Source organism: Candidatus Alkanophaga liquidiphilum, from assembly GCF_053996935.1.
On record NZ_JBMXYC010000076.1, the window covers coordinates 1 to 21,849 of the forward strand.

Annotated in this window: 20 protein-coding genes and 2 tRNA genes; 9 read left to right on the top strand and 13 right to left on the bottom strand. The window is 54.4% G+C overall.

Features of this window, described 5'->3' with window-relative positions; genetic code table 11:
• Positions 1-718 (bottom strand): porphobilinogen synthase (gene hemB, locus ACXJJA_RS09525; RefSeq protein ID WP_456487984.1); only part of this gene is annotated, 718 nt, incomplete at its 3' end.
• Positions 719-827: 109 nt separating this feature from the next.
• Between hemB and ACXJJA_RS09530 the strand changes: the two genes are divergently transcribed.
• The gene (locus ACXJJA_RS09530) at positions 828-2,183 is read left to right on the top strand and encodes a cobyrinic acid a,c-diamide synthase CobB (protein WP_456487985.1); all 1,356 of its coding nucleotides are present in this window, start codon (positions 828-830) and stop codon (positions 2,181-2,183) included.
• A 15-nt stretch (positions 2,184-2,198) separates the two neighbouring features.
• Here the strand turns inward: ACXJJA_RS09530 and eno are convergent, their stop codons facing one another.
• On the bottom strand, positions 2,199-3,482 hold the full coding sequence (gene eno, locus ACXJJA_RS09535; RefSeq protein WP_456487986.1) for a phosphopyruvate hydratase: 1,284 nt from the start codon (positions 3,480-3,482) through the stop codon (positions 2,199-2,201).
• Between the two features lie 62 nt (positions 3,483-3,544).
• On the opposite strand from eno, the gene ACXJJA_RS09540 reads away from it, so the two are divergent.
• The 3 genes from ACXJJA_RS09540 to serA all read left to right on the top strand — a co-directional run bounded on the left by ACXJJA_RS09540 (position 3,545) and on the right by serA (position 5,894).
• Complete coding sequence (locus tag ACXJJA_RS09540) at positions 3,545-3,751, top strand: hypothetical protein (protein WP_456487987.1); 207 nt, start codon at positions 3,545-3,547, stop codon at positions 3,749-3,751.
• Positions 3,732-4,106: a PaREP1 family protein gene (locus ACXJJA_RS09545; protein WP_456487988.1), complete on the top strand. Its 375-nt coding sequence runs from the start codon at positions 3,732-3,734 to the stop codon at positions 4,104-4,106. The genes ACXJJA_RS09540 and ACXJJA_RS09545 overlap by 20 nt, the downstream gene beginning before the upstream one ends.
• 192 nt (positions 4,107-4,298) lie before the next feature.
• A complete protein-coding gene (gene serA / locus ACXJJA_RS09550) occupies positions 4,299-5,894 on the top strand; it encodes a phosphoglycerate dehydrogenase (protein ID WP_456488002.1) in 1,596 nt (531 codons plus the stop codon).
• 34 nt (positions 5,895-5,928) lie between these two features.
• Here the strand turns inward: serA and ACXJJA_RS09555 are convergent, their stop codons facing one another.
• A complete protein-coding gene (locus ACXJJA_RS09555; protein ID WP_456487989.1) occupies positions 5,929-7,248 on the bottom strand; it encodes an Nre C-terminal domain-containing protein in 1,320 nt (439 codons plus the stop codon).
• A 31-nt stretch (positions 7,249-7,279) separates the two neighbouring features.
• Here ACXJJA_RS09555 and mvk point away from each other — a divergent pair, with 31 nt between their 5' ends.
• On the top strand, positions 7,280-8,389 hold the full coding sequence (mvk, locus tag ACXJJA_RS09560) for a mevalonate kinase (RefSeq protein ID WP_456487990.1): 1,110 nt from the start codon (positions 7,280-7,282) through the stop codon (positions 8,387-8,389).
• A gap of 42 nt (positions 8,390-8,431) precedes the next feature.
• On the opposite strand, the gene ACXJJA_RS09565 is transcribed toward mvk, so the two are convergent.
• Positions 8,432-10,309, bottom strand: a complete 1,878-nt coding sequence (locus ACXJJA_RS09565; RefSeq protein ID WP_456487991.1) for a phosphoenolpyruvate carboxykinase (GTP) — start codon at positions 10,307-10,309, stop codon at positions 8,432-8,434.
• A 106-nt stretch (positions 10,310-10,415) separates the two neighbouring features.
• Between ACXJJA_RS09565 and ACXJJA_RS09570 the strand changes: the two genes are divergently transcribed.
• Positions 10,416-10,904, top strand: coding sequence for an Lrp/AsnC family transcriptional regulator (locus ACXJJA_RS09570; protein WP_456487992.1), 489 nt, complete (start codon positions 10,416-10,418; stop codon positions 10,902-10,904).
• Here the strand turns inward: ACXJJA_RS09570 and ACXJJA_RS09575 are convergent.
• Both ACXJJA_RS09575 and hisA read right to left on the bottom strand, forming a co-directional pair.
• Positions 10,886-11,005 (bottom strand) — tRNA-Leu (locus ACXJJA_RS09575). The two genes, ACXJJA_RS09570 and ACXJJA_RS09575, sit on opposite strands and share 19 nt — an antisense overlap.
• A 7-nt stretch (positions 11,006-11,012) precedes the next feature.
• A complete protein-coding gene (gene hisA, locus ACXJJA_RS09580; protein WP_456487993.1) occupies positions 11,013-11,765 on the bottom strand; it encodes a 1-(5-phosphoribosyl)-5-[(5-phosphoribosylamino)methylideneamino]imidazole-4-carboxamide isomerase in 753 nt (250 codons plus the stop codon).
• Between the two features lie 28 nt (positions 11,766-11,793).
• Between hisA and ACXJJA_RS09585 the strand changes: the two genes are divergently transcribed.
• Together ACXJJA_RS09585 and ACXJJA_RS09590 are read left to right on the top strand one after the other, a co-directional pair.
• The gene (locus ACXJJA_RS09585) at positions 11,794-12,369 is read left to right on the top strand and encodes a tRNA(Phe) 7-((3-amino-3-carboxypropyl)-4-demethylwyosine(37)-N(4))-methyltransferase (protein WP_456487994.1); all 576 of its coding nucleotides are present in this window, start codon (positions 11,794-11,796) and stop codon (positions 12,367-12,369) included.
• The gene (locus ACXJJA_RS09590) at positions 12,369-13,103 is read left to right on the top strand and encodes a dihydromethanopterin reductase (acceptor) (protein WP_456487995.1); all 735 of its coding nucleotides are present in this window, start codon (positions 12,369-12,371) and stop codon (positions 13,101-13,103) included. The genes ACXJJA_RS09585 and ACXJJA_RS09590 overlap by 1 nt, the downstream gene beginning before the upstream one ends.
• 135 nt (positions 13,104-13,238) lie before the next feature.
• Here ACXJJA_RS09590 and ACXJJA_RS09595 read toward each other — a convergent pair whose 3' ends face one another.
• From ACXJJA_RS09595 to ACXJJA_RS09625, 7 genes are all read right to left on the bottom strand, one after another.
• Positions 13,239-15,146: a thiamine pyrophosphate-dependent enzyme gene (locus tag ACXJJA_RS09595; RefSeq protein WP_456488003.1), complete on the bottom strand. Its 1,908-nt coding sequence runs from the start codon at positions 15,144-15,146 to the stop codon at positions 13,239-13,241.
• A gap of 5 nt (positions 15,147-15,151) precedes the next feature.
• Positions 15,152-16,291, bottom strand: a complete 1,140-nt coding sequence (locus ACXJJA_RS09600; RefSeq protein ID WP_456487996.1) for a Coenzyme F420 hydrogenase/dehydrogenase, beta subunit C-terminal domain — start codon at positions 16,289-16,291, stop codon at positions 15,152-15,154.
• Positions 16,292-16,358: 67 nt separating this feature from the next.
• A tRNA-Val gene (locus ACXJJA_RS09605) sits at positions 16,359-16,431 on the bottom strand.
• Positions 16,432-16,501: 70 nt separating this feature from the next.
• Positions 16,502-17,752 (bottom strand): NAD(P)/FAD-dependent oxidoreductase, encoded by a 1,251-nt coding sequence (locus tag ACXJJA_RS09610; RefSeq protein WP_456487997.1) that lies wholly within the window; start codon positions 17,750-17,752, stop codon positions 16,502-16,504.
• A 325-nt stretch (positions 17,753-18,077) separates the two neighbouring features.
• Positions 18,078-19,688, bottom strand: coding sequence for an O-phosphoserine--tRNA ligase (sepS, locus tag ACXJJA_RS09615; protein ID WP_456487998.1), 1,611 nt, complete (start codon positions 19,686-19,688; stop codon positions 18,078-18,080).
• Positions 19,685-20,131, bottom strand: coding sequence for a GNAT family N-acetyltransferase (locus ACXJJA_RS09620; protein ID WP_456487999.1), 447 nt, complete (start codon positions 20,129-20,131; stop codon positions 19,685-19,687). Before ACXJJA_RS09620 ends, sepS begins: the two co-directional genes overlap by 4 nt.
• Positions 20,132-20,189: 58 nt before the next feature.
• Positions 20,190-21,071, bottom strand: coding sequence for a carbohydrate kinase family protein (locus ACXJJA_RS09625; protein WP_456488000.1), 882 nt, complete (start codon positions 21,069-21,071; stop codon positions 20,190-20,192).
• Positions 21,072-21,347: 276 nt separating this feature from the next.
• On the opposite strand from ACXJJA_RS09625, the gene ACXJJA_RS09630 reads away from it, so the two are divergent.
• Positions 21,348-21,849, top strand: a 502-nt coding sequence (locus ACXJJA_RS09630; protein WP_456488001.1) for a DNA methyltransferase, incomplete at its 3' end; no start/stop codon positions are given.

Genomic DNA, 21,849 nt, shown 5'->3' on the forward strand with positions numbered 1-21,849 from the left:
GCTCGACCTCTCTCAGCGCTTCGAGGGCGTTCGCAAAGTCCATTTGATACGTGCTGCGGTCGCCGAAGCTCGGGGCGGAGTCCGCTGCCTCTCTGAACGGAGCATAGAAGCTGGAGGCGAACTTCGCGGCGTACGACATTATCAGAACGTCTTCGAAGCCCTCTCTGTCCAAGGAATCCCTGATGGCGGCGACCATCCCGTCCATCATAGCCGACGGAGCGACGATGTCTGCGCCGGCTTCTGCGTGGCTCACCGCCGCCCTCGCCAGCAGTTCGAGGGTCTCGTCGTTTTTTATCCTGCAGGTCTTCGGGTCGACGACGCCGCAGTGCCCGTGCGTCGTGTACTCGCAGAGGCACACGTCCGTTATCACGCAGATGTCATCGCCCAGCTCCTTTTTTATGCTGCGGACCGCGGTCTGGACGACGCCGCCCGCCGCATATGCAGAGCTTCCACGCTCATCCTTGCGGGAAGGTATGCCGAAGAGCATGACTGCAGGAATGCCAAGCTCCACCACCTCTTTAACCTCGTCCGCAATATTATTGAGCGAGATTCGAAACTGCGCCGGCATCGACTTTATTTCCCGCCGCTCCTTGATGTTCTCGTCGATGAAGATTGGATAGATGAGGTCACTCGCCGAGATGCTCGTCTCTCTAATCATGCTTCTTATCTTTGGGGTGCGGCGGAGCCTTCTCAGCCTGAGCTTCGGGAAGTAGCCCATGCTCTTACGTTCGCCGTTTCACTTAAAGTTTTTTTGTCTTTTGGCAACTTAAGTGAAATAGGTTTGGGGTGTTGATATTGTGCTGCAGCTGACGTGCGGAGGGGTGGGCATGCCCCGTGAGTCTCGTGCCCGGAGCACGCACGCCTTCGTCGTAGCCGGGACGCACAGCGGCGTCGGGAAGACCGTCGTCGCGATGTGCATAGCTGCGGCTCTGAAGCGGCGTGGCTACGAGGTGCAGCCGTTCAAGGTCGGTCCGGACTTCATAGACCCGACGCACTACTCCTTCTGCGGGTGGGCTGTCAACCTTGATGCCTTCATGATGGGCGAAGCCGGCGTCAAAAAGTCGTTTTCGCGGTGGATGCGGGGAAAGGACGTCGGGATAATGGAGGGGGCGATGGGGCTTTTTGACGGGTACAGGCTCACCACGCTCTCCTCTACGGCTCATATTGCTAAAATCCTAGGGCTGCCCGTTATTCTGGTGCTCGATGCCGGAGGGCTTTCCCTGTCCGCCTTAGCCATGTATGAGGGCTACAGGAACTTCGATCGTGAGCTAAACGTCGTGGGCGTGATTTTCAACGGCGGCACCGCATTCCACGAGAAGCTCCGGCGCATCTTCTCCGCCCGTGGTCATGACGTTCTCGGCATACTTCCGAAAAGGGAGGAATTGGAAATCGGGAGCAGGCATCTCGGCTTGCACCTAGGGATGGAGCGGCGAGAGGACTGGAGAGCCCTCGCGGAAATAGGGGAAGAGTTCATCGACATTGAGAGGATTCTTGAGCTGTCAGAGATGGAATTTGGGGGTGAACTTTCAGCCTCGGCTGAAGACGGCGACGGCGGCGACACGGAGGTCGGTATGAGGATCGGCGTCCCCTTCGACGAAGCCTTTGCCTTCTACTACAGGGATAACTTGCGGACGCTCTCACGCTTCGGGGAGCTTGTCTTCTTCTCGCCGCTCAAGGGCGAGCATGCCTTGGCATCGGCGGAGTGCGACCTTTACTACATAGGCGGCGGCTACCCCGAACTCCACCTTCACAACTTAAGCGGGTTCGCACGCTTCATCCGCAGGGAAGCACTGGAAGAGAAGCCGATATACGCGGAGTGCGGCGGGCTAATGCTTCTCTCAAGGGGGATTGAGATCGATGGGAAGGTTAAAAGGATGGCAGGCGTTCTCGACATCGACGTTGTGTTCACGAGGAAGCTGAAAGCCCTGAGCTACGTGCGTGGCGAGGTCGTCGCCCGAAACCCGTTCCTCGCAGGGAGCTTCAGAGGGCATGAGTTCCACTACAGCTACGCCCTGCCGGATGACGACGTGAAGTTCGCCTTCAGGGTGGATGGCAAGGGGATAAAGGACGGCTACGACGGCGCTCTCGCGCACAATACGCTTGCGGGCTACACCCACATCCACTTCTACTCCGCAGACTTGACGCCGCTGCGGAAGTTGCTAACAAGGCGTGGTGGAGAGTAATCCGATGCCCCTTTATCACTGGAACAGCCTTTCGGGCTCGTATTTTGCGGCGTCGCCGAGTTCTTCTTCGATGCGTAGCAGCTGGTTGTACTTGGCGGTGCGTTCGCCCCTCGCGGGCGCTCCCGTTTTTATCAGCTCGGCGCTCAGCGCTACTGCGAGGTCAGCGATGCTCGTGTCCTCGGTCTCGCCGGAACGGTGGCTCACCACGACCTTATAACGGTTTGCGGCGGCGAGCCTCGCAGCCTCTAAAGCCTCGGAAACGGTTCCTATTTGGTTAAGCTTCAAAAGTAGGGCGTTCGCCGCCCCCATTTTTATGCCCTCGGCGATGCGCTGCGGGTTCGTCACGAAGAGGTCGTCGCCCACGACGATGATGTCCAGCCGCCTCGTAAGTTCTGCAAAAGCCTCAAAAGCCTCCTCCCAGAACGGGTCTTCTATCGAGATTATGGGGTAGGTCTTCACGAGCTCGACGTAAAACTCAAGAAGCTCGCCTTCATCCATTTCGGTGCCGTCTACAGTGTAAACGCTCCGACGCTCATCGTAGAAGGAAGACGCCGCCGCATCCAACCCCAAATTCACGGCGTTCGCGCCCTTCTCGCCGGCATCGTAGCCCGCAGCCTCGATCGCCTCGACCAGAGCGTCGAGCGCCTCCCTCGTCTCTCGCATCGGCGGCGCATAACCACCTTCGTCGCCGACGTTCGTCGCGAGCACTCCGTATTTCTCTCGCAAAACCCTTTTTAGCTCATGGTATACCTCAACGCCCATCCTCAAGGCTTCCTTAAAGCTTTCGCCCATCGGGACGATCAGGAACTCTTGGAGGCTCAGCTCGTTCCCTGCATGACGACCGCCATTGAGCACGTTCATCATAGGTGTCGGCAGCGTGTAGGAGGCGACTCCGCCCAAATATCGATACAAGGGGACGACGAGGGCGTCAGCAGCCGCCTTGCACGCCGCAAGCGAGACGCCGAGTATTGCATTCGCGCCGAGGCTCGACTTGTTCGGCGTGCCGTCGAGGCTCTTCAAAGTCTCGTCGATTTCCCGCTGATTAAACACGTTCATACCCACAATCTCGCTTTTTATGATGGTGTTCACGTTTTTAACCGCTCTCAGCACACCTCTCCCGCCGAAACGCTCGTCCCCATCCCGCAGCTCCAGAGCCTCGTTCCTGCCCTTGGAGGCGCCCGACGGCACTATCGCCCGCCCGAAACCGCTTTCGGTGATGACATCAACTTCGACCGTGGGGTCTCCCCGCGAGTCTATAACTTCCCTCGCCTTGACGTCCAGTATTGCCTCGTAAAACAACCGAATCACCCATACTAATCTTCGGCGAGAAAGCTTTATAACCCCTCTCTAAACATGTTGATATGGACACTGAGGAAGCTGTTGAGCGTGCTGTGAGGTTTTTAGAGGAGAAGGCTGGCTACTATACCCATCGTCTGGTCAGCGTTCGTTTAGATAAGGACAGGTGGCATCTGGAATTTGATGTTGGCGCCCTCCTTAAAGAGATTGTAAAGATCGTAATAGACGACAAAACAGGAAGGGTGGTGGAATTTGAAAGACCTGAGTACTGACATTTATGCTAAGACCAGAGATAAATACCTAACCAATGCTGAGAAGTTTGCGGGGCGAGGGGAGTTTAGAAAGGCTTCTGAGCTTCTTTGGGGCGCGATAGCACAAGAGGTTAAGGCGGTGGCGGCTAGGGCGGGCAAGAGGCTGGGGCGACATAAAGGTCTGAGAAATTTCGTTAAGACCTTATCCAAGGAGGTGGAGAATCCAGAGTTGTACAAATCGTTCTTGTTCTTGGAGACCTTACACGTGAATTTTTATGATGAAGTGATAGAGCCAAGCGACTTTGAGGTGTACGCGAAGGAAGCTTACCAGTTCATGAGAAAATTAGAGGAAATCGCATCCAGCATTAACCGGTGAGCTACTTGGTGCCGTGTTTGTTAATTTTCCAATTTGTTGCGATGTTTGATGGACGGCGTCCGTCTTGAGCTGCGGGGTTGCGGGAGGGTGGTCGTAGTGGAGGCTAGTGATGCGGCGCAGGAGGTCGATGCCGGTTGCTGAGCCGGACGACGAGCTAACCCTTAAAATCACATTAAATGCAATGTGGTCGAGATGACTGGCACGAACGAGCAAGGGAAGCCAAAGATACTCGTTGCGGACTCGATTTCCGATGAGGGGTTAAGGAAGCTGCAGGAGTTTGCGAAGGTGGATGTTGCGCTCAAGCTCAGCGAGGACGAGCTGGCGGAGAGGATCAAGAGCTACGACGCGCTCATCGTTCGCAGCGGGACGAAAGTGACCCGTAAAATCATAGAGGCAGGAACGAGGTTGAGGGTCATCGGCAGGGCGGGTGTCGGCGTGGATAACATAGACGTGGACGCCGCCACCGAACACGGCGTGCTCGTGGTTAACGCCCCGGAAGCAAATACTATTTCGGCTGCGGAGCACACGATTGCGCTGCTTCTGAGCCTTTCGAGAAAAATACCACGGGCGGATAAGTCGCTCAAGGCGGGGGAGTGGAATCGCCGAAAATACATGGGCGTCGAGGTTCGTGGCAAGACCCTCGGCATCATCGGGCTCGGCAGGATAGGCACGGAGGTCGCAAGGCTGGCACTCGGCCTGGGCATGAAAGTCGTCGCTTACGACCCCTACGTCTCGCAAGAGCGAGCGAAAGAGCTTGGTATCTCGCTGCTGCCCTTCGACAAGGTCCTCAGCATCGCTGATTTCTTAACGGTGCACGTCCCGCTGACTGACGAGACGTATCACATGATTAGCGACAAGGAATTTGAGATTATGAAAAACAGCGTCCGCATAATAAACACGGCTCGTGGCGGGATAATTGACGAAGCCGCCCTCGTGCGTGCCATAAAAAGCGGAAAGGTCGCCGGCGCCGCTATTGACGTCTTCGAGCAGGAGCCGCCAAAGGATAGCGAGTTGCTGACGCTCGAAGAGATCATCGTTACGCCGCATCTCGGAGCCTCGACCGAGGAGGCGCAGAGGGGCGTTGCGGTGGTCATAGCCGAGGAAGTTTGCCGAGCGTTGCGGGGCGAGCCCGTGAAGAATGCTGTGAACCTTGTTTACGTGCCAGCGGAAATCCTCGACGCCATAAAACCCTTCCTAACGCTTGCAGAACGTCTCGGAAGGCTTGCAGCACAGCTTGTTTCCGGGCGGATAGAAAGCGTGAACATCTCGTATCAGGGCGAAATCGCAACGAAGGACACGAGGCTCATCAGCATTGCAATGCTCAGGGGTTTCCTTTCGCAGTTCGCCGACGTCAACTACGTGAATGCGCAGCTCATTGCGAGGAAAATGGGCATCAAGGTGACGGAGACTAAGACAGAAGACGCTGAAAACTTTTCATCGCTCATCGGAATTACCGTGAAGACCGATGAGGCGGAGAGGACTGTTGCAGGCACGGTCTTTGGAAAGAATGATCTGAGAATTGTGAAGATTGACGGCTACCGAGTGGACGCCGTGCCCTCGGGCTACATGCTCATCTGCTCTTACATCGACAAGCCGAGAGTCATAGGACCGGTCGGTGTCATCCTCGGCGACCACGGAATTAACATCGCCGCAATGCAAGTCGGCAGGGAAAAGATCGGAGGGCGAGCGGTCATGGTGCTTAACGTTGATAATCCGGTGGGCGAGGACGTCCTCGAGAAAGTTAAGACTGTTGACGGGATTTTTGACGTAAAACTCGTTAAGTTGTGATGCGTGGCGGCAGGAACGGGCGTTAGTAAGGAGATTAAGACGGTAGAAAGCAATTAAGCCTTTTCTGCCCCAACACCAAACTTTTTTCTGCAAATGGCTTAAGCCCCAGCCTTAGCCTCGAATCCACATACTCAAGGGCTTCTTTTTCACTTTCAAAGACCTGAGGCTTACGCTCGAAGGCGCGGCGAGCAGTCTCCCTAACGACCCAGACACCCAGCGGGAGCACGTAGCCCTCGTGAACTTCCCTGAAGACTACAACGCTTGCCTGCCGCCGAATGTTGTGCAGGAACTCAACGACGGCGAGCCTTGCCGCATAGTAACCACCGCCTTCTTGTGCTGCGTAATTTTTTCTGCCTTTGAAGCCTTCATACTCACGCAGGATTAAAGACTTTGCCTTGCGTCGCATTTGCGTGACGTCGGTGTCCGCAACATCCGCCGCCTTCGTTGCAGACATGAACTTCGCCTCATTACCGCTCCCTTCGACTTCAACCTCAAACTCGTCAGCAGGATACCACGAAGAGCCCGGCGCCCACGCCTCGAAGTTTTCATACTCGAACGCTGATGGGCGGAGCAGAATGACGAAATGATTGTCCATGTAACAAGCCTCGTAAACACGAAACTCGTTGACTTGTGGACATTTACGCACGTCTCGAATCAAATGCTTGAAGACGATGTCGTCTGTCGCTGTGATGCTCCACCTCGTCGGCACGAGCTTCTTCCTTGACTTCGGCGACTCTGCACCAAGAGCGCCGGATGCGAGGATTGTTGAAATTTTGTGAACGTCGAGTCCAGCAGCATAAAGCTCGCTGACGGCTTCTGTCGCCTTTAAGTCGTCGGAAACTACTTTCTCCACCGCTCTTGGGATCTTAGGGTTCTCCACGACTTTGAGCTTTTCGAGCGGCGCAGTCGCACCTACGGGCTGGAGCAAGTCCGAGAAACGCATCCTGAAAGAAGGCTCTTTCGTGAAATTAAGTTCGACGTCAACAGGCTTAGAGGCTAAGGCTATCTCTTGAAGGTCGCTCACGAATCTCTTTTTTGAAAAGACACTTTCGCTTTTGTTCGCCCTCAAGGTCAGGCTTCTCAACTCTAAAATGTCTTCAAGCTCGAGCCCGAACAAGCCTTTTGTGTCCTCTAAGAGGGTGGCTTGCTGGAACTCTTCGACTGTAGCTACCGGTCCCACTCTGACACGAGGATAGCCGACCCGTCCGACGAATACCGATATGGAAGGACCGAAAAATTCCTTTTTAAGCCTTATTCCCGCCTCCCGGCGGCGTAGAGCCGCGAGTAAAGGGCACGTCCGCCTCCCGCAAAGGTTTGCACCCTTGCAGATTATGCACAAGCTGGGGGCGACCATTTAACTAAGTTTCCACAGCTAATAAAAAGTGATGAGCGGCGGCGTGGCGAGAGGTATGAAGGGCGGTGCGAAGAGTGTGAGGGGCGGTGCGAGGAGGAGTGTGAGGGCGTCGGCGCCCGCAAAAACGATACTATTCGGCGAGCATGCTGTTGTTTACGGGGAGACAGCGCTGGCGACCGCCATTGAGAAAAGGGCGTTTGCCGTCGCAACACCAAGGGGCGAGCCGGGTTACTTAATTAACGCTCGTGACGTCCCGAGTTTCGGTATGAAAGTTCTCATCAAAGACGACAGTTACGCAAGCGAGGCGCAGGGACGAGAAGGGTTAAAATACGTTGAGGAGTGTGTTTCTATCTTTAGGGAGCATTGTAACGCTCATTGTAACGGCGTAGAACTTGAGATATTTTCCGAAATTCTACCTTCTGCCGGTTTGGGCTCCTCAGCCGCTGTTTGTGTTGCGGTGCTTGCAGCATTGTTCTCGTGCAGCCGCCTTGAGATTTCGCTCGATGAACTGCGGGCGCTCGCCCATGAGGTTGAAAAGCGGGTGCAGGGCGCAGCGTCACCCACCGACACCGCTATTTCGACGTTCGGCGGCTTCGTCGTCATCAGAAACGGAAACGTGGAAAAACTCAGCCTTAAACCCTTCGAGCTGCTTATCGGCTGCGTGAGTTGCGTGCCGCATGGCGTAGCCGGAAATTTGAGCTTTAAGACCAAAGAGCTTGTAGAGGGCGTTCGCAGACGTAAGGAGGAATTCAAAGTCTTTGACAAGATTTTCGAAGTTGTGGGCGAAATATCCGAAGAGGCTGTAAAGGCTCTGCGAAAAAACGATTTTAAGAGTGTCGGTGAGCTCATGAACGTGAACCACGGGCTGCTGGACGCAATGGGTGTGGTTCCTCGACGGCTTGCAAACATAGCGAAGGCGGCGCAAGAAAACGGAGCGCTCGGCGCTAAGGTTACGGGCGCCGGCAGCAGCGAGGCTTTTGGGGGCGTTGGCTGCGTGATTGCGCTCCCGCCGCAGGGAGATGAAGCTGCGAAGTTCCGGATAGCAGCGGTGATGCGCGCCGCTGGCGCAACTTCGGTATTCTCGACGAAAGCCGGCGCCGAGGGGGTTAAGCTGGAGGGGAAAAATGTCGAAAGTGTGTGAGATGCGTGAGCGACGCCCCCTCTGAGCTGCAAAAATCAAAAATCACGCAAAAGCCTCCGGCGAGACGTATTTTCCGAATTTTCTTTCGGCGTCGAGCAGCCGCTTCCGCTGGGCTTCGAGCACCTCGAACACCTCTTCAGGGGCGTCTGAGACCTTCTTCCAGAACGCCTCCACCCGCTCTACTTTCTTCAAGTTTTCCTCAACTCTGATTGTGAACTGCTTGACCCAAGCGTCCTTCGGGTATTTCTTGCCTAAAACCTGCTCGAAGAGCTCTTCCAAATCTTCGTAGCACGGTATGCGACCCGTCGGGGCTTTGAGGGCGTCAACGTCGCCGTGAATCCGAAGCTCCATCCACTTCACCCACACGTGCTTGTCCCTCGGGTGGTTGAGGAACTCGCCGGTCTCCAAGTCCTTCAGGAAGTAATTCACGCCGAAGACCAGCGGACGCTTCTTGAGCCGCCTCCCGAACTCGATGTAGTTCTTCACGTATTGCCTGAGCGGTATGGACAGGAAGTCCTGGATGCTCATCACGTTTATCTCGTATTTCCCCTCCGCCTCTGTTATCGTGAAGGTCGTCTCGGTTTCGAGGGCGGCGCCGTAAACGACGACGCCGTGCGTCCAGTCGAAGCTTTCCTGCACCGGCACGTAAGCCCTGTAATCCCTGCCGCCGAATGCCATGCCGCCGAGCTCGACGCCCATCGGGTTCTCCAGCTCTTCGTCGCAGTTCGGCAACGCCTTGAGCGAGATTGTGTAACGTGCGTTCTTGTGCGCCGGCGGGACCTCTTTTCCGTCCGGACCGATTTTGCCTTTCCACCATTTCCCTGTGTAGTTCACGCCCTCAGTCGGCAGCTCCTCCCCCATGTCCAGCCAATATACTCGGGCGTCTTTGACCAAGACATTAGACAAGATTATTTCGTTGGGACTCGTCAGCACTCGGTAGAGTAGGGGGTCGCTTTCTGATTTTATGCCCTGGAGGATGCCAAGGATACCTGCCTCGACGTTCACAGCTCGGCAAACGCCGTCAATGTTCCGCACGTAGGAGATGTCATCCGACAGCACGCTCTCGCCCGGCAGCATGACCGTCGAGGTCTTCCCACAGCCGCTCGGCAGCGCAAACGCCATGTATGTCTTCCTATTTCCTTTAACGCTGTGGATGCCCACGATTGCGAAGTGTTCAGCCAGCCAGCCCTCCCGATGCGCCTTCCGGATGGCGAGCCGCAGCGCCAGCTTCTTGAAGCCGACGGAGTTCCCGGCGTATTGCGTGTTGACGCTGTAAACCGTGTTCGTTACATAGTCGATGTAAATGCGTTTCTTGTCGTGGTCCACGCTGATTTTGCGCTCGTCGAGCCGCCCGGCGGAGTGCAGCGTCTTGAAGAATTCCTCGCCCTCCTTCAGCTTTAGGAACTGCTCGTAGCCCTCCCGGTAAAGCAGGCTCACGGAGTGCGCAACATACCACGAATCCGTGCATTCCATGCACGGGATTGTGAAGGGCGAGTTCGGAGGTCCTAGCGTTAAAAACCGAACAATCATCGTCTTCCCGCGCATGGAGTCTTTGAGCAGCCCGTAGATTTCGGCAAGTCCCTCGTCCCGGTCTATTTGGTTAAGTTCCGGCGGGAAAGAGTAGCCTTTCGGCACGAGAAACTTCGTAACTCGGCGGTCCCTGCCTTGGTCAAAGTAGCCGTCGAAATGGAACGTGTGCCCGGGCGTTGCGAGGGCGGCGGACTCCTCGCCCGAAACAATTGCCATGTTCTTGATGTGCGCAACCTCGTCGGGAGTGTCGCCGCAGATGAAAACATCGTCGGGGTTGCAGAGCCTCACGCTCGCCGCTACGAACTCATGCACCTCCTTGTTCGGAATCCGCGCCAGCTTCTGCCACTCCCCCCTCTCAATCCTCGACCTCAACCACTCTAACGCTCCCATCTTACCAGCCCACCCTGCTCAATTAACCAGAGGCTCAACGTTCTTCCCACCCAATTGACATGAGCCACGCAACTTATAAATGTTTCTCTTCCCTTTTTGACATTTGATGAGAATCGAGCTTGATGAGAATGACAAATGCATATTGAAGGGGCTGCTCTCTGATGGTCGGTTGTCGTATTCGGAGTTGGGGCGGCAGTGCGGGCTCAGCCGCCAAACCGTCCTTAACAGGATACGGCGGCTCTTAGAAGGGGGGCTGATAAAGAAGTTTTCGATGCGTCTTGACGCCGAGAAGCTGGGGCTCTCGTTCAAGGCTTACGTCTTGATAATTGCAAAGCCCGACAAAGTCCTCAGAGAGGAGCTTACTGAGTTCCTTAAGCGGTGCCGGTGCGTGACGCAGCTCCATCTCCTCTTTGGACGATTTGATTTCTTCGTAGAGCTACTCGTTCGGGACAAGGCGGAGCTTACGGCGTTCATAAAAAGTTTGCACGCCTTCGGCGCCGTAGAGCGGACTGAGACGTTCATGGTTTACGAGACGCTGAAGCACGAGCCTGAGGCGCCACTGCTCGCAGTGCTGAATGCGGGGGGAGGGATTTGAACCCTCGGACCCCTACGGGACAGGGTCTCTTCGCCCGTAGCAAGGACGACCGCATGCGAACACCTAAGCCCTGCGCCTTTTCCAGACTCGGCAACCCCCGCCCACAAATTAATCGGTCAAGCTGCATACTCTCAGTGCGTCCTTAAGTTTTATTTTCCCTATGTAGAGCGCACTGCCGATGACGACACCGCTCGCGCCCGTCTCTTTCACCTTGTGGATGTCATCAAGGCTCGAAACGCCGCCTGCCGCTACCACGGGAATATCAACGGCGTCCACCACTTCTTTGATAGCGGCGGCGTTCACACCCGAAAGTGTGCCGTCAGCTTCGACGCTCGTAAACAGCAGGCTCTTAACGCCTAAGGCTTCGAACTCGCGGGCGACGACGCTTGCTCGGAGTCCGGTGCGTTCCTTCCAACCGCTGATGACGACCTCGCCGCCGAGAGCGTCCAACGCCACCATGATTCCGTCAGAAAATTCGCCAACAAGCTTTTTCAAAAAAACTCTGTCCTTCATAGCTATGGTTCCCAATATGACTCTGTCAACTCCCATCCCCAAGAGAGAAGCAACATCGTCACGGCTGCGGATGCCCCCGCCCACCTGCACCCTCGCTGAATACGTGGCGGCGAGTTCTACAATTTCCCGGATTATCGGAATGTTCCTACCGTGCTGGAAGGCGCCGTCAAGGTCCACGACATGCAGCCGTCCTGCGCCGGCTTCCAGCCAACGCCTCGCCGCCGCCACTGGGTCGTCGCTCTTGAAAATCACAGCATCCTCGCAACCATGCCGCAGCCGCACGCACCGCCCACCTTTAATATCAACTGCAGGTATCACCTCAAACCGCCTGCCGCCGCCCGTTGGCATCAACCTTAGTTACTGCCTTATTATTAATGTGTTTGAGCATGCGAGACGCAAAGCTTTGGAAAGGCTGGCGGCGGGCTGCGTCGTTGATGAGGACATCACAGAAATACTCGCTGAGATTAACAGGCGGGCGGAGTATTACACGACAAGCAGCTGCTCCGGCAGAATAGTTTTGATAAGCTTGCCTGAGGCGGGAGCGAAAAAAGAGGCGAGGTTCGTTGCGAAGTGGCATCGCCCCGTCAGCTTTGAAGAGCTGCAAAACGCTTTGAAATTTTGGGTTGCTGGCGGTAGGGACCGTGGAGAGCTTTGGCTACTGGCGCAGCCACCGATAATACACGTAACTGCCAGAGATTTAAGCAGCGCGGAGCGGATTTTAAAAGCAGCAGCCGCTGCAGGCTTCAAATACAGCAGCATAAAATCCGTCTCCGCCGATAAGACGGTTGTTGAGATTCTAAGCACGGAGCGTATGGACGTGCCGCTTGGCGTAGGCGGCGAAGTCCTTTGCGACGAGCACTTTTTGCGTTTCGTGCTTGGGCGTGCGAACTTCGTGCTGCGGCGGGGGAAGAGGAAACTTGAAAAATTGTTAGTAATGCTTAAGAAGCTTTGATGAACGTTGCGTGGTGCGTGACCGGGGCAGGACATTTCCTTAAGGAAAGCGTCGAGGCTTTTAAACACCTGAGGGAGCAAGGCGTTAAAATCACGACACTCGTCTCAAAGGCAGCCGAAGAGGTTTTAAAAATGTATGGACTCTCCCCACAGCTCAAAAGGATTTCGAGCGGTGGTTACCTCGAAGAAATATTCCTCGAAAGTGAGCAGGGAGCGTCGTTTCCAAAGGCAGGCAGGTTTCTCCTGCGGAAGTATGCAGCGCTCGTCGTTTCTCCCGCGACGGCGAACACCGTTGCGAAAATAGCGAACGGCATCGCCGACTCTCTTGTTACGAACGCCGTCTCGCTTGCGATGAAGGGCGGCATTCCCGTCTTCGTTGTGCCGACAGACTTCATCTTCGGCTCTAAAGACGGCACGGGCGTGCTCCGCTCGAAAATGCCTTACATCGTTAACAGGGAAGTTTGTCAAGCGTGGAAATGCGAGCACTGTTCGCCGAGAGAGGTTTGCCCGCAAAACGCGATTTCAGAACAAATAGATTTGTTGAGGTGCGACGGCTGCGGACGATGCGTCTCAGCATGCCCGCATGGCGCCATTCGTGGTGGAGAGGACGTTGAAATCCGAGTCAGAAAAGTGGATGCAAAAAACGTTTTAACGCTCGTTACAATGGGCGTGCATGTGCTCAGAAGCCCTGGAGAGATTTCGAGGGCTTTATCCCACCTTGAGCGAATTTATTAGCCTCGTGGAACACCCACCAAGCGTATAATAAACTTCGTGTTGCCGTATTCTGCCGACAAAGCTGAGCTTCAGATACGCTCGGAACGTTTTCTGAAGATTTCCGCTCATTAAGTGGCGAACGCCGTGATTCCCGGTTTAACCCGTGTAGCTCTCCTCCTCAACGATTATTGCGCCGGCGGGGCACAACTTTGCGCAGACGCCGCAGCCGGTGCACACCACTTCATCAATTCTCGCTTTCCCTTTCTCCTTGTCCCAGACGATGCCTGGACAGTTAAACACGCGGGAACAAAAGCGGTTGCAGCCGCAGTCCTCTCCTATGCATTTTTCCTCGACGACGTAAGCTTTCCTCTTGCCACGCTGTTTAGTCTCAATGATTCCGCAAGTGTGCCTGAAGATGAGAACTCGGGTGCCACCTTGCTGTTGCAGCAGCTCGTAAACCGCCCTCACGGCGTCGTCCACGTCAAATGGGTCGCAGATACGCACCGGCACGCCTATGCCCTTACAAACCTCCTCAAGACGCACGGTGGGCGCCGGCTCGCCCATGGCGTTCGTGCCGACGCCGGGGTGCGGTTGGAAGCCTGTCATCGCCGTCGCCCCGTTGTCGAGGAGGATGTAAAGCACGTTTGCGTTGTTGTATTTGGCGTTTATCAGCCCCGGGACGCAGGCGTGGAAGAACGTGGAGTCGCCAGCGAGCGCAATCACTGGCTTCTTTAAACCCCTAAAGCCTGAGGAGAGTCCGATGGCGGCGCCCATGCAGTGCGACGTTTTTGAAAGATAAAAGCCCGTTCGAAACATCCCAAGCGTGTAGCAGCCGATATCGCCGCAGACTGGGACATCCCGCCCGTCGAGCTTTATCGCAGTCTTTATCGCAAAGAGCGATGCACGATGCGGGCAGCCCGGGCAGAACGCTATCTCACGCTTAGGTAGAATCTTTAATGCCTCTTCTGCCTCTTTCTCATACTCGGCGTTCCGAAGACCCGCTACACTTAGCTTTTTCACCTGCTGCAACGCCTCAATGACGGCGTCGACGCTCATTTCGCCGACGGCGTCCGCAAAAGCACGCTCGCTTCCTAATTCCCTGCCGTAAACGCAGATATCGAGGTGGAGGTCGACGGCGAGCGCCTTCACTTTACGCTCTATGAACGGGTCGGTCTCCTCGATCACCATGATTTCAACAGCATGCTTTAAATGCGACGCCACGAGCTTTCTTGGCAAAGGATGCGTCGTCCCCAGCTTCAGAATGCCAAAGCCCTCGTCCAGTCCTAAAATCTGAAAAGCTTCCTTCGAGTAAAGCCAGCCTGCTCCCGATGTTATTATCAGAAATGCGGCGTTGGGATCACCGTAATAAAAGTTAAACGGCGAGCTTTCGAACTTTTCAGCCGCCGCTCTCAGCTTCGCATGCAGTCCAGCGTGCCGTTCCACGGCGCTCGTCGCAAGTCCCGTGATGAAACGTTCTGAGAGCTCCGCCGCCCGTCGCTCCTTGCTTATTTCGCCGAGCCTCACGTTGCCACGACCGTGCGAGATTCTGGTGACGCTGCGCACGATGCACGGCTCGCAAAGCTCTTCCGAGAGTTCAAATGCGAACTTCGTCATGTCCTTCGCCTCTTGGACGGTCGCAGGCTCAAACAGCGGCAGGTCCGCAATCTCAGCGTAGCTCCTCGTGTCTATCTCGTTCACGCTCGAAAGCGCCGCAGGGTCGTCGCAGACCACGATGACCAGTCCGCCTTTCGTCCCGGAGAGGTTCAGCGTCGTCAGAAAGTCTGCACAAACGCTCAAGCCCTGTGATTTCATCGAGCACATCGCCCGCAGTCCTGAGAACGCAGCGGCGGCTGCCGCTTCCATCGCTACGATCTCATTCGTTGACCATTCTGCGTAGAAGCCGAGCTTCGGCGCCGCCTCCGCAAGAACACCCAAAATCTCGGACGACGGCGTTCCCGGGTATGCGGAGCAGAACGCCACGCCTGCCTCGATGGCACCTCTCGCTATCGCCTCGTTCCCCATCAGCAGCACTTCCCGTCCGGGCGCGTCCAGCGTGATTGACATCACACTCACTCCTCCAACGGAAATCCCTCAACAATTCCCCTCTCAAGCTCGCTTATCCTCAAAAATTCAACTTTAAACTCATGCATCCGTCGCCACGCTTTCGCCTTCTTTCGCAGCGACGCCCACCGCAAATGCTCTAATCGCTCCACCTCCAGCTCTTTAACCTCTAAAACGCCCGCCTTCTCCGCCTCTCTGAAAATCCGCTCACCGAGCTTCGTCCTTAGAATTACAGTGTTCCAGTCAGGCACGCCCTCGAGCGCTCCGACCGAGATATCCGCGAACTCCGACGTCATATCGTAGCAAACGTCGCAGGCGTGCCTCACGTATCTCCTGACCTCCTCCAGCGGTAGTTCTTTCCTGAAATCCTCGCCGAAGACGAGGAAACCACCAACGGGTATATCAAGCTTCCTCACTGCCGACAGCTCAACATGTTTCCTCAAATACCAAAGAAAATCGTATGAAAGCGCCCACATGCAAAACAGCCCGACGACGAGCTTAACGCTCTTAGAGGCGTCAATTTTCTCGTAAATGCCGCCGCTCTGCACGGCGTCGCCGTAAGCTTGCATCTTCCTCAAAGCTTGGATTTGACACGGCGTCCCCACGACACCTACGCTCTCAAAACCTTCCTTTAACGCCTTATTAAGGGCGGAAAGCGATGCCCCCATGAAATACTTCGTTTTCGCACACGAGAGCACATCCCCTTTGCTCCTTGCAATAACTGGCGTGGGCAGCAGCTCACCGCCGCCCCCGTCATAGCCTCCACAGCTCCCACCGCCGCTTGTCAGCACCGCTGCTTCTATCTCGCCGGTTTCAAGGGCGTGCGAGATTATTGTCGAGACGACACCACCGTATTGAGCGTTTTTTCTCATAGCTACGCTCTTAGCCCTCGCCGCAAGCACCGAAATGTGTCGTCCAAGAACCACGTCCTCCTCAGAGCGTCGCCCTCCGAAAACGAACCCATTCATCTCGTCAACGTCGAAAAACGTTCGGGGGCAGAAGTAGTAGCAGCGCCCCTCGCCCTCGACGCCGCAGTCCTCGATGACCGCAACTCTGTCTTCGATGCTTTTGATGTAGGGGCAAACACCCACGCAGCCACCACACGCCGTGCAAAGCCCCCCGCTTACGACCTCGACAATCTTGCTCATAGGCTTAGAAAATGCTTTGTTTCCATATTAAAATTAGGAAAGGCGGGGGCATTCGCCCCGCCGCAGATGGGCCCGCTGAGATTCGAACTCAGGACCTCCGCCGCGTCAAGGCGACGTCATGCCAACTAGACCACGGGCGCTTTTTAGTTTCACATCCCCTCTTATAAAATTAACTATTGAGAACGCCGCATAAGAGCATGCCGCACGCTACTACTCCTTAAACAGTGCTTTGAACCCCCCTTCCACTTCCTTCCTTACCCTCTCCGCTGAGACTTTCCTTACTTTGACTTTCCTTCTTATCTCCCGTGGCGATACTCTTTTTGCTGAGCCACAGCGCACCTCAACGCCCTCCCTCTCGCCCATGGGTATCAGCACGTTCGGCGTGACCGTCGCGTTTTTCGGTATGTATATGTGGCGGAGCGGCTTGGTCCAGCCCTTCAGCACTGTTGCTATGTTCTTTGCGACGGTCTTTGCGTGGCGTTCCGCCTCGTCCATGGTCTTCATTGAAACCCTCTCTAAAAAGTCCGGCTCCACAACCTCAAACTTCACGGCGTCGCCGACCGCAAACACCATGTATTCCTTGTATTCGCCTTCCCCCACCTCGTCGAAACTCGTCATGCCCATTAGCCTTGAAAATGGCTCGACCCGCAGCCAGCCGTCCTCAGTGACCGGGAAGCCTATCTCCCCCAAATAGGGGTCTCTTTTGACTCTTGCAATAGTTTTTATGAGGCTGTGCGGCTTGACGCCGCCTGCCCAGAGGGTGAAGTCCGAAGACAGCATCCGTCCATCTTCCAGCACGACCCCCGTATCGCTTATTTCGGCAACTTTCGTGCTCGTGAGCATTTCCACGCCCCGCTCCTTGAGAATGTTGGCGACGAAGCTCGAAACCTCCTCCGGCAGCTCGGGAAGTATCCGGCTCTCTTTCTCGACGAGCGTAACCTTAACTTTCTTGCCCGTTCGTGTGAAGAAATCGCTAAGCTCACCTGCGACCTCGACACCTGTCAGCCCGGCGCCGACGACCACGACGTCTCGCTCCTTTGAAAAATCAAGAGCGTCAAGCGCATTCTTCGCTCTCACGGCATCTTCAAGTGTGTATATGGAATGAGCTCCTTCGGCTCCCGGAACGCTGAAGTCAGGCTCTGCGCCGAATGCAAGGACGAGATGGTCATAGGAGACCTCCCTCCCCTTCTCAGTTTTCACAAGACGCTCATCAAAGTCCACATCCTCAACCCGCTCGTTTATAAACTCGGCGTCATGCGCCTCTGCAAACCTTTTCAAGTCGCCAGAAGCCTCCTCCGGCGTCGCCCTTCCGCTAAGGATGAGCGGGTGTAATGCTTTACATTGCGTATTAGCCCTTTGGTCAAGCACGCATATCTCAAGCTCTTTTTTCGGCAAACGCTTCCTGACGTTTGCAACTACCTCCGCACCTCCAATTCCACAACCCACGACAACAAGTTTCATGTAAGGGGTTTCTGCTTATATCATTTAAATCATTTTTCATTAAGATGCAAGCGGGGAAGGTGGTCCTCATGCTCATGCCTTCCTGACGCCGCCGTGCGCCCCGGTCCGCGACGCCGGTGCCGGAATTCACGAGCATAGCGCTCGTCGTTGCGGCGCTCATAATGACTCTGCTCGTCTTGTAGAGGCTAACTAAATGATTTTCATTCTTTTATTTTACTACGAGTTTTAAAAATTCCTCTGCCGCTTCCTAACATCGTTAAACTTCGAGTTTCGAGTTGAATTCTCAGGGCCTGATTAGTTTCGGTTTAGAGTCCACATTTTAAAACTACCAATGAATTTTGCAACGCACTGTCGTGAACACCGGACCCCTGACGTCAATCTTCTTGCCCTTTGCTGTGATATAGCGGATTGCGATGTCGTCAACTCTTACGTTCACGTCTGAGGGGCTTTTCACAATCCGCACCCGCACCCTTAACTCCCGTCCCTCTCCCTCTTCTCGCTTCCCACCAGCCATCAAAAACTTCTCGATTTCGTGAGCAGCGAGCGCTGCAAACCCGTCCACATATCTTATGCCCGTGGGCATGCCCTTCTCGAAAACAGGACGCCACTTTTCATCTCTCGGCACGCCCAAAATTGAGCCTTCGCAGACCACAAACTCGTTCAGATACGCAGGGCCGCAGAGCAGCGTGTTCTCCTCTGGCTCCACCACCGAGACTTCGATGTCAGCGCCGCAAAGCGTGCCTTTAAACGCCAAAAACTCGCACGGCGACTTCTCCCTGCCTTTCTCCTCGCAAATTCGCACGATACTTTCCGCAATGCTTCTCCCCACATCGGTGAGCGGCGTGTTGTCTATCTTTATCAGCTTCGCTATTTCTAAGTCGCTCATCGTCCACTCCTTGTAGAACTGCGGATACACGAGCTCCCGAACGTCGTCCTCGCCGTGGAGCACCATTGCGAGTCGCTCTACGCCGAGACCTAAATTCATAACCGGATACGGAATGTCATAATGGGCGAGGGCAGTCGGCGAGTAGATACCGAACGTTGCCACTTCGACCCAGCCCAATTTTTCGTGCCGAATAAAAACTTCGGTCTGCGTATCCGGCACGTAATACTTCGAACGCTTCTCGTCAGGCTTGAATTTCATCTCCGAGAAGCCAAGTTGCGAGAGCAGTCCGAACGCTACCTCCTTGCCGTCCTCAACGCTCACAGCTTCGTCGCAGAGCACACACGACGCCGAATGATACGCCATCAACCTCGTCGGACCCTCCCGCTGCTCCCTTCTAAAACATCTGTCCACCGAGAAAAGCTTTATCGGCAGCGGCTTCCTCTTGCAGACTTCGGAAAGCGTGATGAACCATCCAGAGGTCATGTGGCTGCGTAGCGTGTTCCTCGTAGCCTCCGGCGCAAGCTCTTTAAGCTCTGGGAAGACCTCGTCAAGCGTCTTCGCCACGGCGGCGTCACTGACGCCCGCACTCCTCGAAATCTCGTAAACAAGGTCATCGCCGCCGATTTCACCCTTTTTATAGCGGTGCATCGTTCTTTTTATCATTTCGATTTCGTCTGCGGAAAGCTTTTTATTGAAAAGCGCTTCCATCCTTTCGACGCGCTCCTTCGGCATTCCGATGTCGGGATGTGGCAGCCCCGCGAGGTAGAAACAGCGGTCAAGGACCACAAACGCCTCTTTCCCGAACTGCTTGTGGACGTGTGTCTCTTCGATTATTATTGGGTTTATGACTTCTTCAAAGCCGAGCCGCAGGTAAGCTTCTCGCAGCCGCTGCACAAGCTCGAAGACGGGGTGTGGCTTGCCCAACTGCGGTAGCGTCCTCGGAAAACGCTCGTTGGGAGGTCTCGCCGAAATGTATTTCTTGCCTTCAAGCCAAGCCCGCTCAAAATCCTTCTCCGCCTCTTCTAAAACCTTCTTCGCGTCGAACCTCATTTTTCCAAAAGCTTCTCATAAAAGTAAGCGTTCTCACCATCCGCATAATACCCGTTTATTGTGTAGAGTCGGCGGTAGCCCCGCTTCTCGTAGAAGCGAATTGCATTCTCGTTGCTCACCCGCACCTCAAGCGTCACCCTATCAAAGCCCTCCCGGCGAAACTCCTGCTCCGCCGCTCCTATCAAAAGGCTCCCGACGCCCCTGTTCCTAAATTCTCTGTCGACGGCAATTCCTGAAATGTGCCCGTGCCCGCTGCGAACCGAGCCACCGACGAAGCCTACGATTCTGCCATCCTCACCTGCCTCCGCAACGAAAAAATACCTTTTGAACCGACGAAACAGAAAGGCAATGTCGCTGGCGGTGTTCGCCGTCTTTATGTTCATTTTCCAGACTCGCACGACCTCCGGCAGGTCTGCATCCCTCGCCTTCCTCACCAGCACCATCTAAATAGCTAAGTTTTTACTTTTAAAATCTTGACCGCCTCGCCCCTCTGCCTGTGGCCTACAAATCCGCTCGTCTCAGCTCTTTTAGCGTTTCCTCCTCGGATGGGAAGCCCGTTGGTCCCTTAAATCTTATTTTCAAGCCTGCGGACACTGTTGCGAACCGCACAGACGTCCCTACGTCCGCTGTTTCCAAATATTTGGCTAAGAATGCCGCCCCAAAGACATCACCGGCACCCGTGGGGTCTTTGACATCCACTTTTAGACTCCCAACCTTCTCCACTTTGCTCTCCGCAAAGAACATGCACCCCTCGCCGCCGAGCGTCACGATGGCAACCTCCGGTCCCGCACGGGTCAAACACGATAATATTTCCTTAACTTCCATTTTGAACGCCAAAACCTCATCTTTTCCTATCTTGATGATATCAACATATTCCAAGAAGTCAGTAAAGTCTTCACGCAAGGCTATTTTCACTTCTCCCCCCTTTCCTATCATCCTAAACAGCCCTTGCGGGTCGAGCAGCACGATGTTATCCCTCTTTTTAACTCGTTTGACTATATCCACGTCCACCTCGTCAGCAATCGGCGATATGTAAAAGCTACGGGCGCCCTTGTAGGCTTTGGGGATGTCCTTTGAAGTGATACGGGGCGCCACGCACTCGCAAACTTGCTGCCTATTCCCTCCAGCATCGTAAATGTTTCTGAATCGAGTCGTGCATTTGCCCTCGACACGAACCCCCTCTGTGTCAATACGCTGTTTACTGTAAAACGAAAGCTCTTTAAAGTCAGCACCAATCTTCGACACTACGCCGACGCTCTTTTTAAGCGCCGTCAGCGTCATTCCGGCGTATGTCGGGGCGCCGCCTACGACATTTTCAACGGTGCCCCACGGCAGCACGTTCGTGTCTATGGTTAAATGACCAATGACTATTACGTCGAACATCAGAGTAAGTTTGCATTTGCTCCTTTAAGCTCGCCGTCGGCGTGTGTCGTGCGAGCCGATAAAATGGGGAGCTGTGCGGCAATCCCGTCCATAGCAACTCGGCAGCGTGTCGAACCCCATCGCAACGAAAATTTTAAAATTAGAACTTAGATTTGATGGTTAGGAGCGATAAAGAGAGGACAAGGTATATGCGAACTGTTCGCATATCTTCCAGGGGCATATCCGAACAGTCCGGATATACCGGAGTTGTGCGACATTGCGCAGGAGGTTTCATGGATGATAAAGCTAGAATATGACGGGAAAAAGTCAGAAAGCGAAATTCTGAATAAGCCTATTAAAGGATACGCTTTGAAGGAAATAAAATCTTATGGCAATTCAAGATTAGATGGATGGAAAAATATGTTAATATTTGGGGATAACTTTATCGCACTAAAGTTATTACTTAAGAATCCACAAATTAAAGGAGAAGTGCGATTGATATATATAGATCCACCGTTCTCTACAAATCAAGTATTTAAAGCAGGAAACAATAGGACAGCAACCATTAGCAGAAGTGATGAGGATTTAATTGCTTACAAAGACACTTTAAGTGGTGCTGAATATCTGGAATTCCTTAGAGAACGATTGATTTTATTAAAAGAAATACTTGCCGATAATGGATCAATTTATCTTCATATTGATTGCAAAATAGGTCATTATGTAAAAATAATAATGGATGAAATATTCGGTCCTGATAGATTTATAAATGACATTACAAGGATCAAGTGTAATCCAAAAA

Coding starts and splice junctions, on each gene's coding strand:
- mvk (WP_456487990.1), top strand. CDS start 7,280: ATGAGCGGCGGCGTGGCGAGAGGTATGAAGGGCGGTGCGAAGAGTGTG.
- ACXJJA_RS09600 (WP_456487996.1), bottom strand. CDS start 16,291: ATGAGCAAGATTGTCGAGGTCGTAAGCGGGGGGCTTTGCACGGCGTGT.
- ACXJJA_RS09555 (WP_456487989.1), bottom strand. CDS start 7,248: ATGGTCGCCCCCAGCTTGTGCATAATCTGCAAGGGTGCAAACCTTTGC.
- ACXJJA_RS09620 (WP_456487999.1), bottom strand. CDS start 20,131: ATGGTGCTGGTGAGGAAGGCGAGGGATGCAGACCTGCCGGAGGTCGTG.
- hisA (WP_456487993.1), bottom strand. CDS start 11,765: ATGCCAACGGGCGGCGGCAGGCGGTTTGAGGTGATACCTGCAGTTGAT.
- ACXJJA_RS09570 (WP_456487992.1), top strand. CDS start 10,416: ATGAGAATCGAGCTTGATGAGAATGACAAATGCATATTGAAGGGGCTG.
- ACXJJA_RS09530 (WP_456487985.1), top strand. CDS start 828: ATGCCCCGTGAGTCTCGTGCCCGGAGCACGCACGCCTTCGTCGTAGCC.
- ACXJJA_RS09595 (WP_456488003.1), bottom strand. CDS start 15,146: ATGTCAATCACGCTGGACGCGCCCGGACGGGAAGTGCTGCTGATGGGG.
- ACXJJA_RS09590 (WP_456487995.1), top strand. CDS start 12,369: ATGAACGTTGCGTGGTGCGTGACCGGGGCAGGACATTTCCTTAAGGAA.
- ACXJJA_RS09540 (WP_456487987.1), top strand. CDS start 3,545: ATGGACACTGAGGAAGCTGTTGAGCGTGCTGTGAGGTTTTTAGAGGAG.
- ACXJJA_RS09565 (WP_456487991.1), bottom strand. CDS start 10,309: ATGGGAGCGTTAGAGTGGTTGAGGTCGAGGATTGAGAGGGGGGAGTGG.
- ACXJJA_RS09610 (WP_456487997.1), bottom strand. CDS start 17,752: ATGAAACTTGTTGTCGTGGGTTGTGGAATTGGAGGTGCGGAGGTAGTT.
- serA (WP_456488002.1), top strand. CDS start 4,299: ATGACTGGCACGAACGAGCAAGGGAAGCCAAAGATACTCGTTGCGGAC.
- ACXJJA_RS09625 (WP_456488000.1), bottom strand. CDS start 21,071: ATGTTCGACGTAATAGTCATTGGTCATTTAACCATAGACACGAACGTG.
- sepS (WP_456487998.1), bottom strand. CDS start 19,688: ATGAGGTTCGACGCGAAGAAGGTTTTAGAAGAGGCGGAGAAGGATTTT.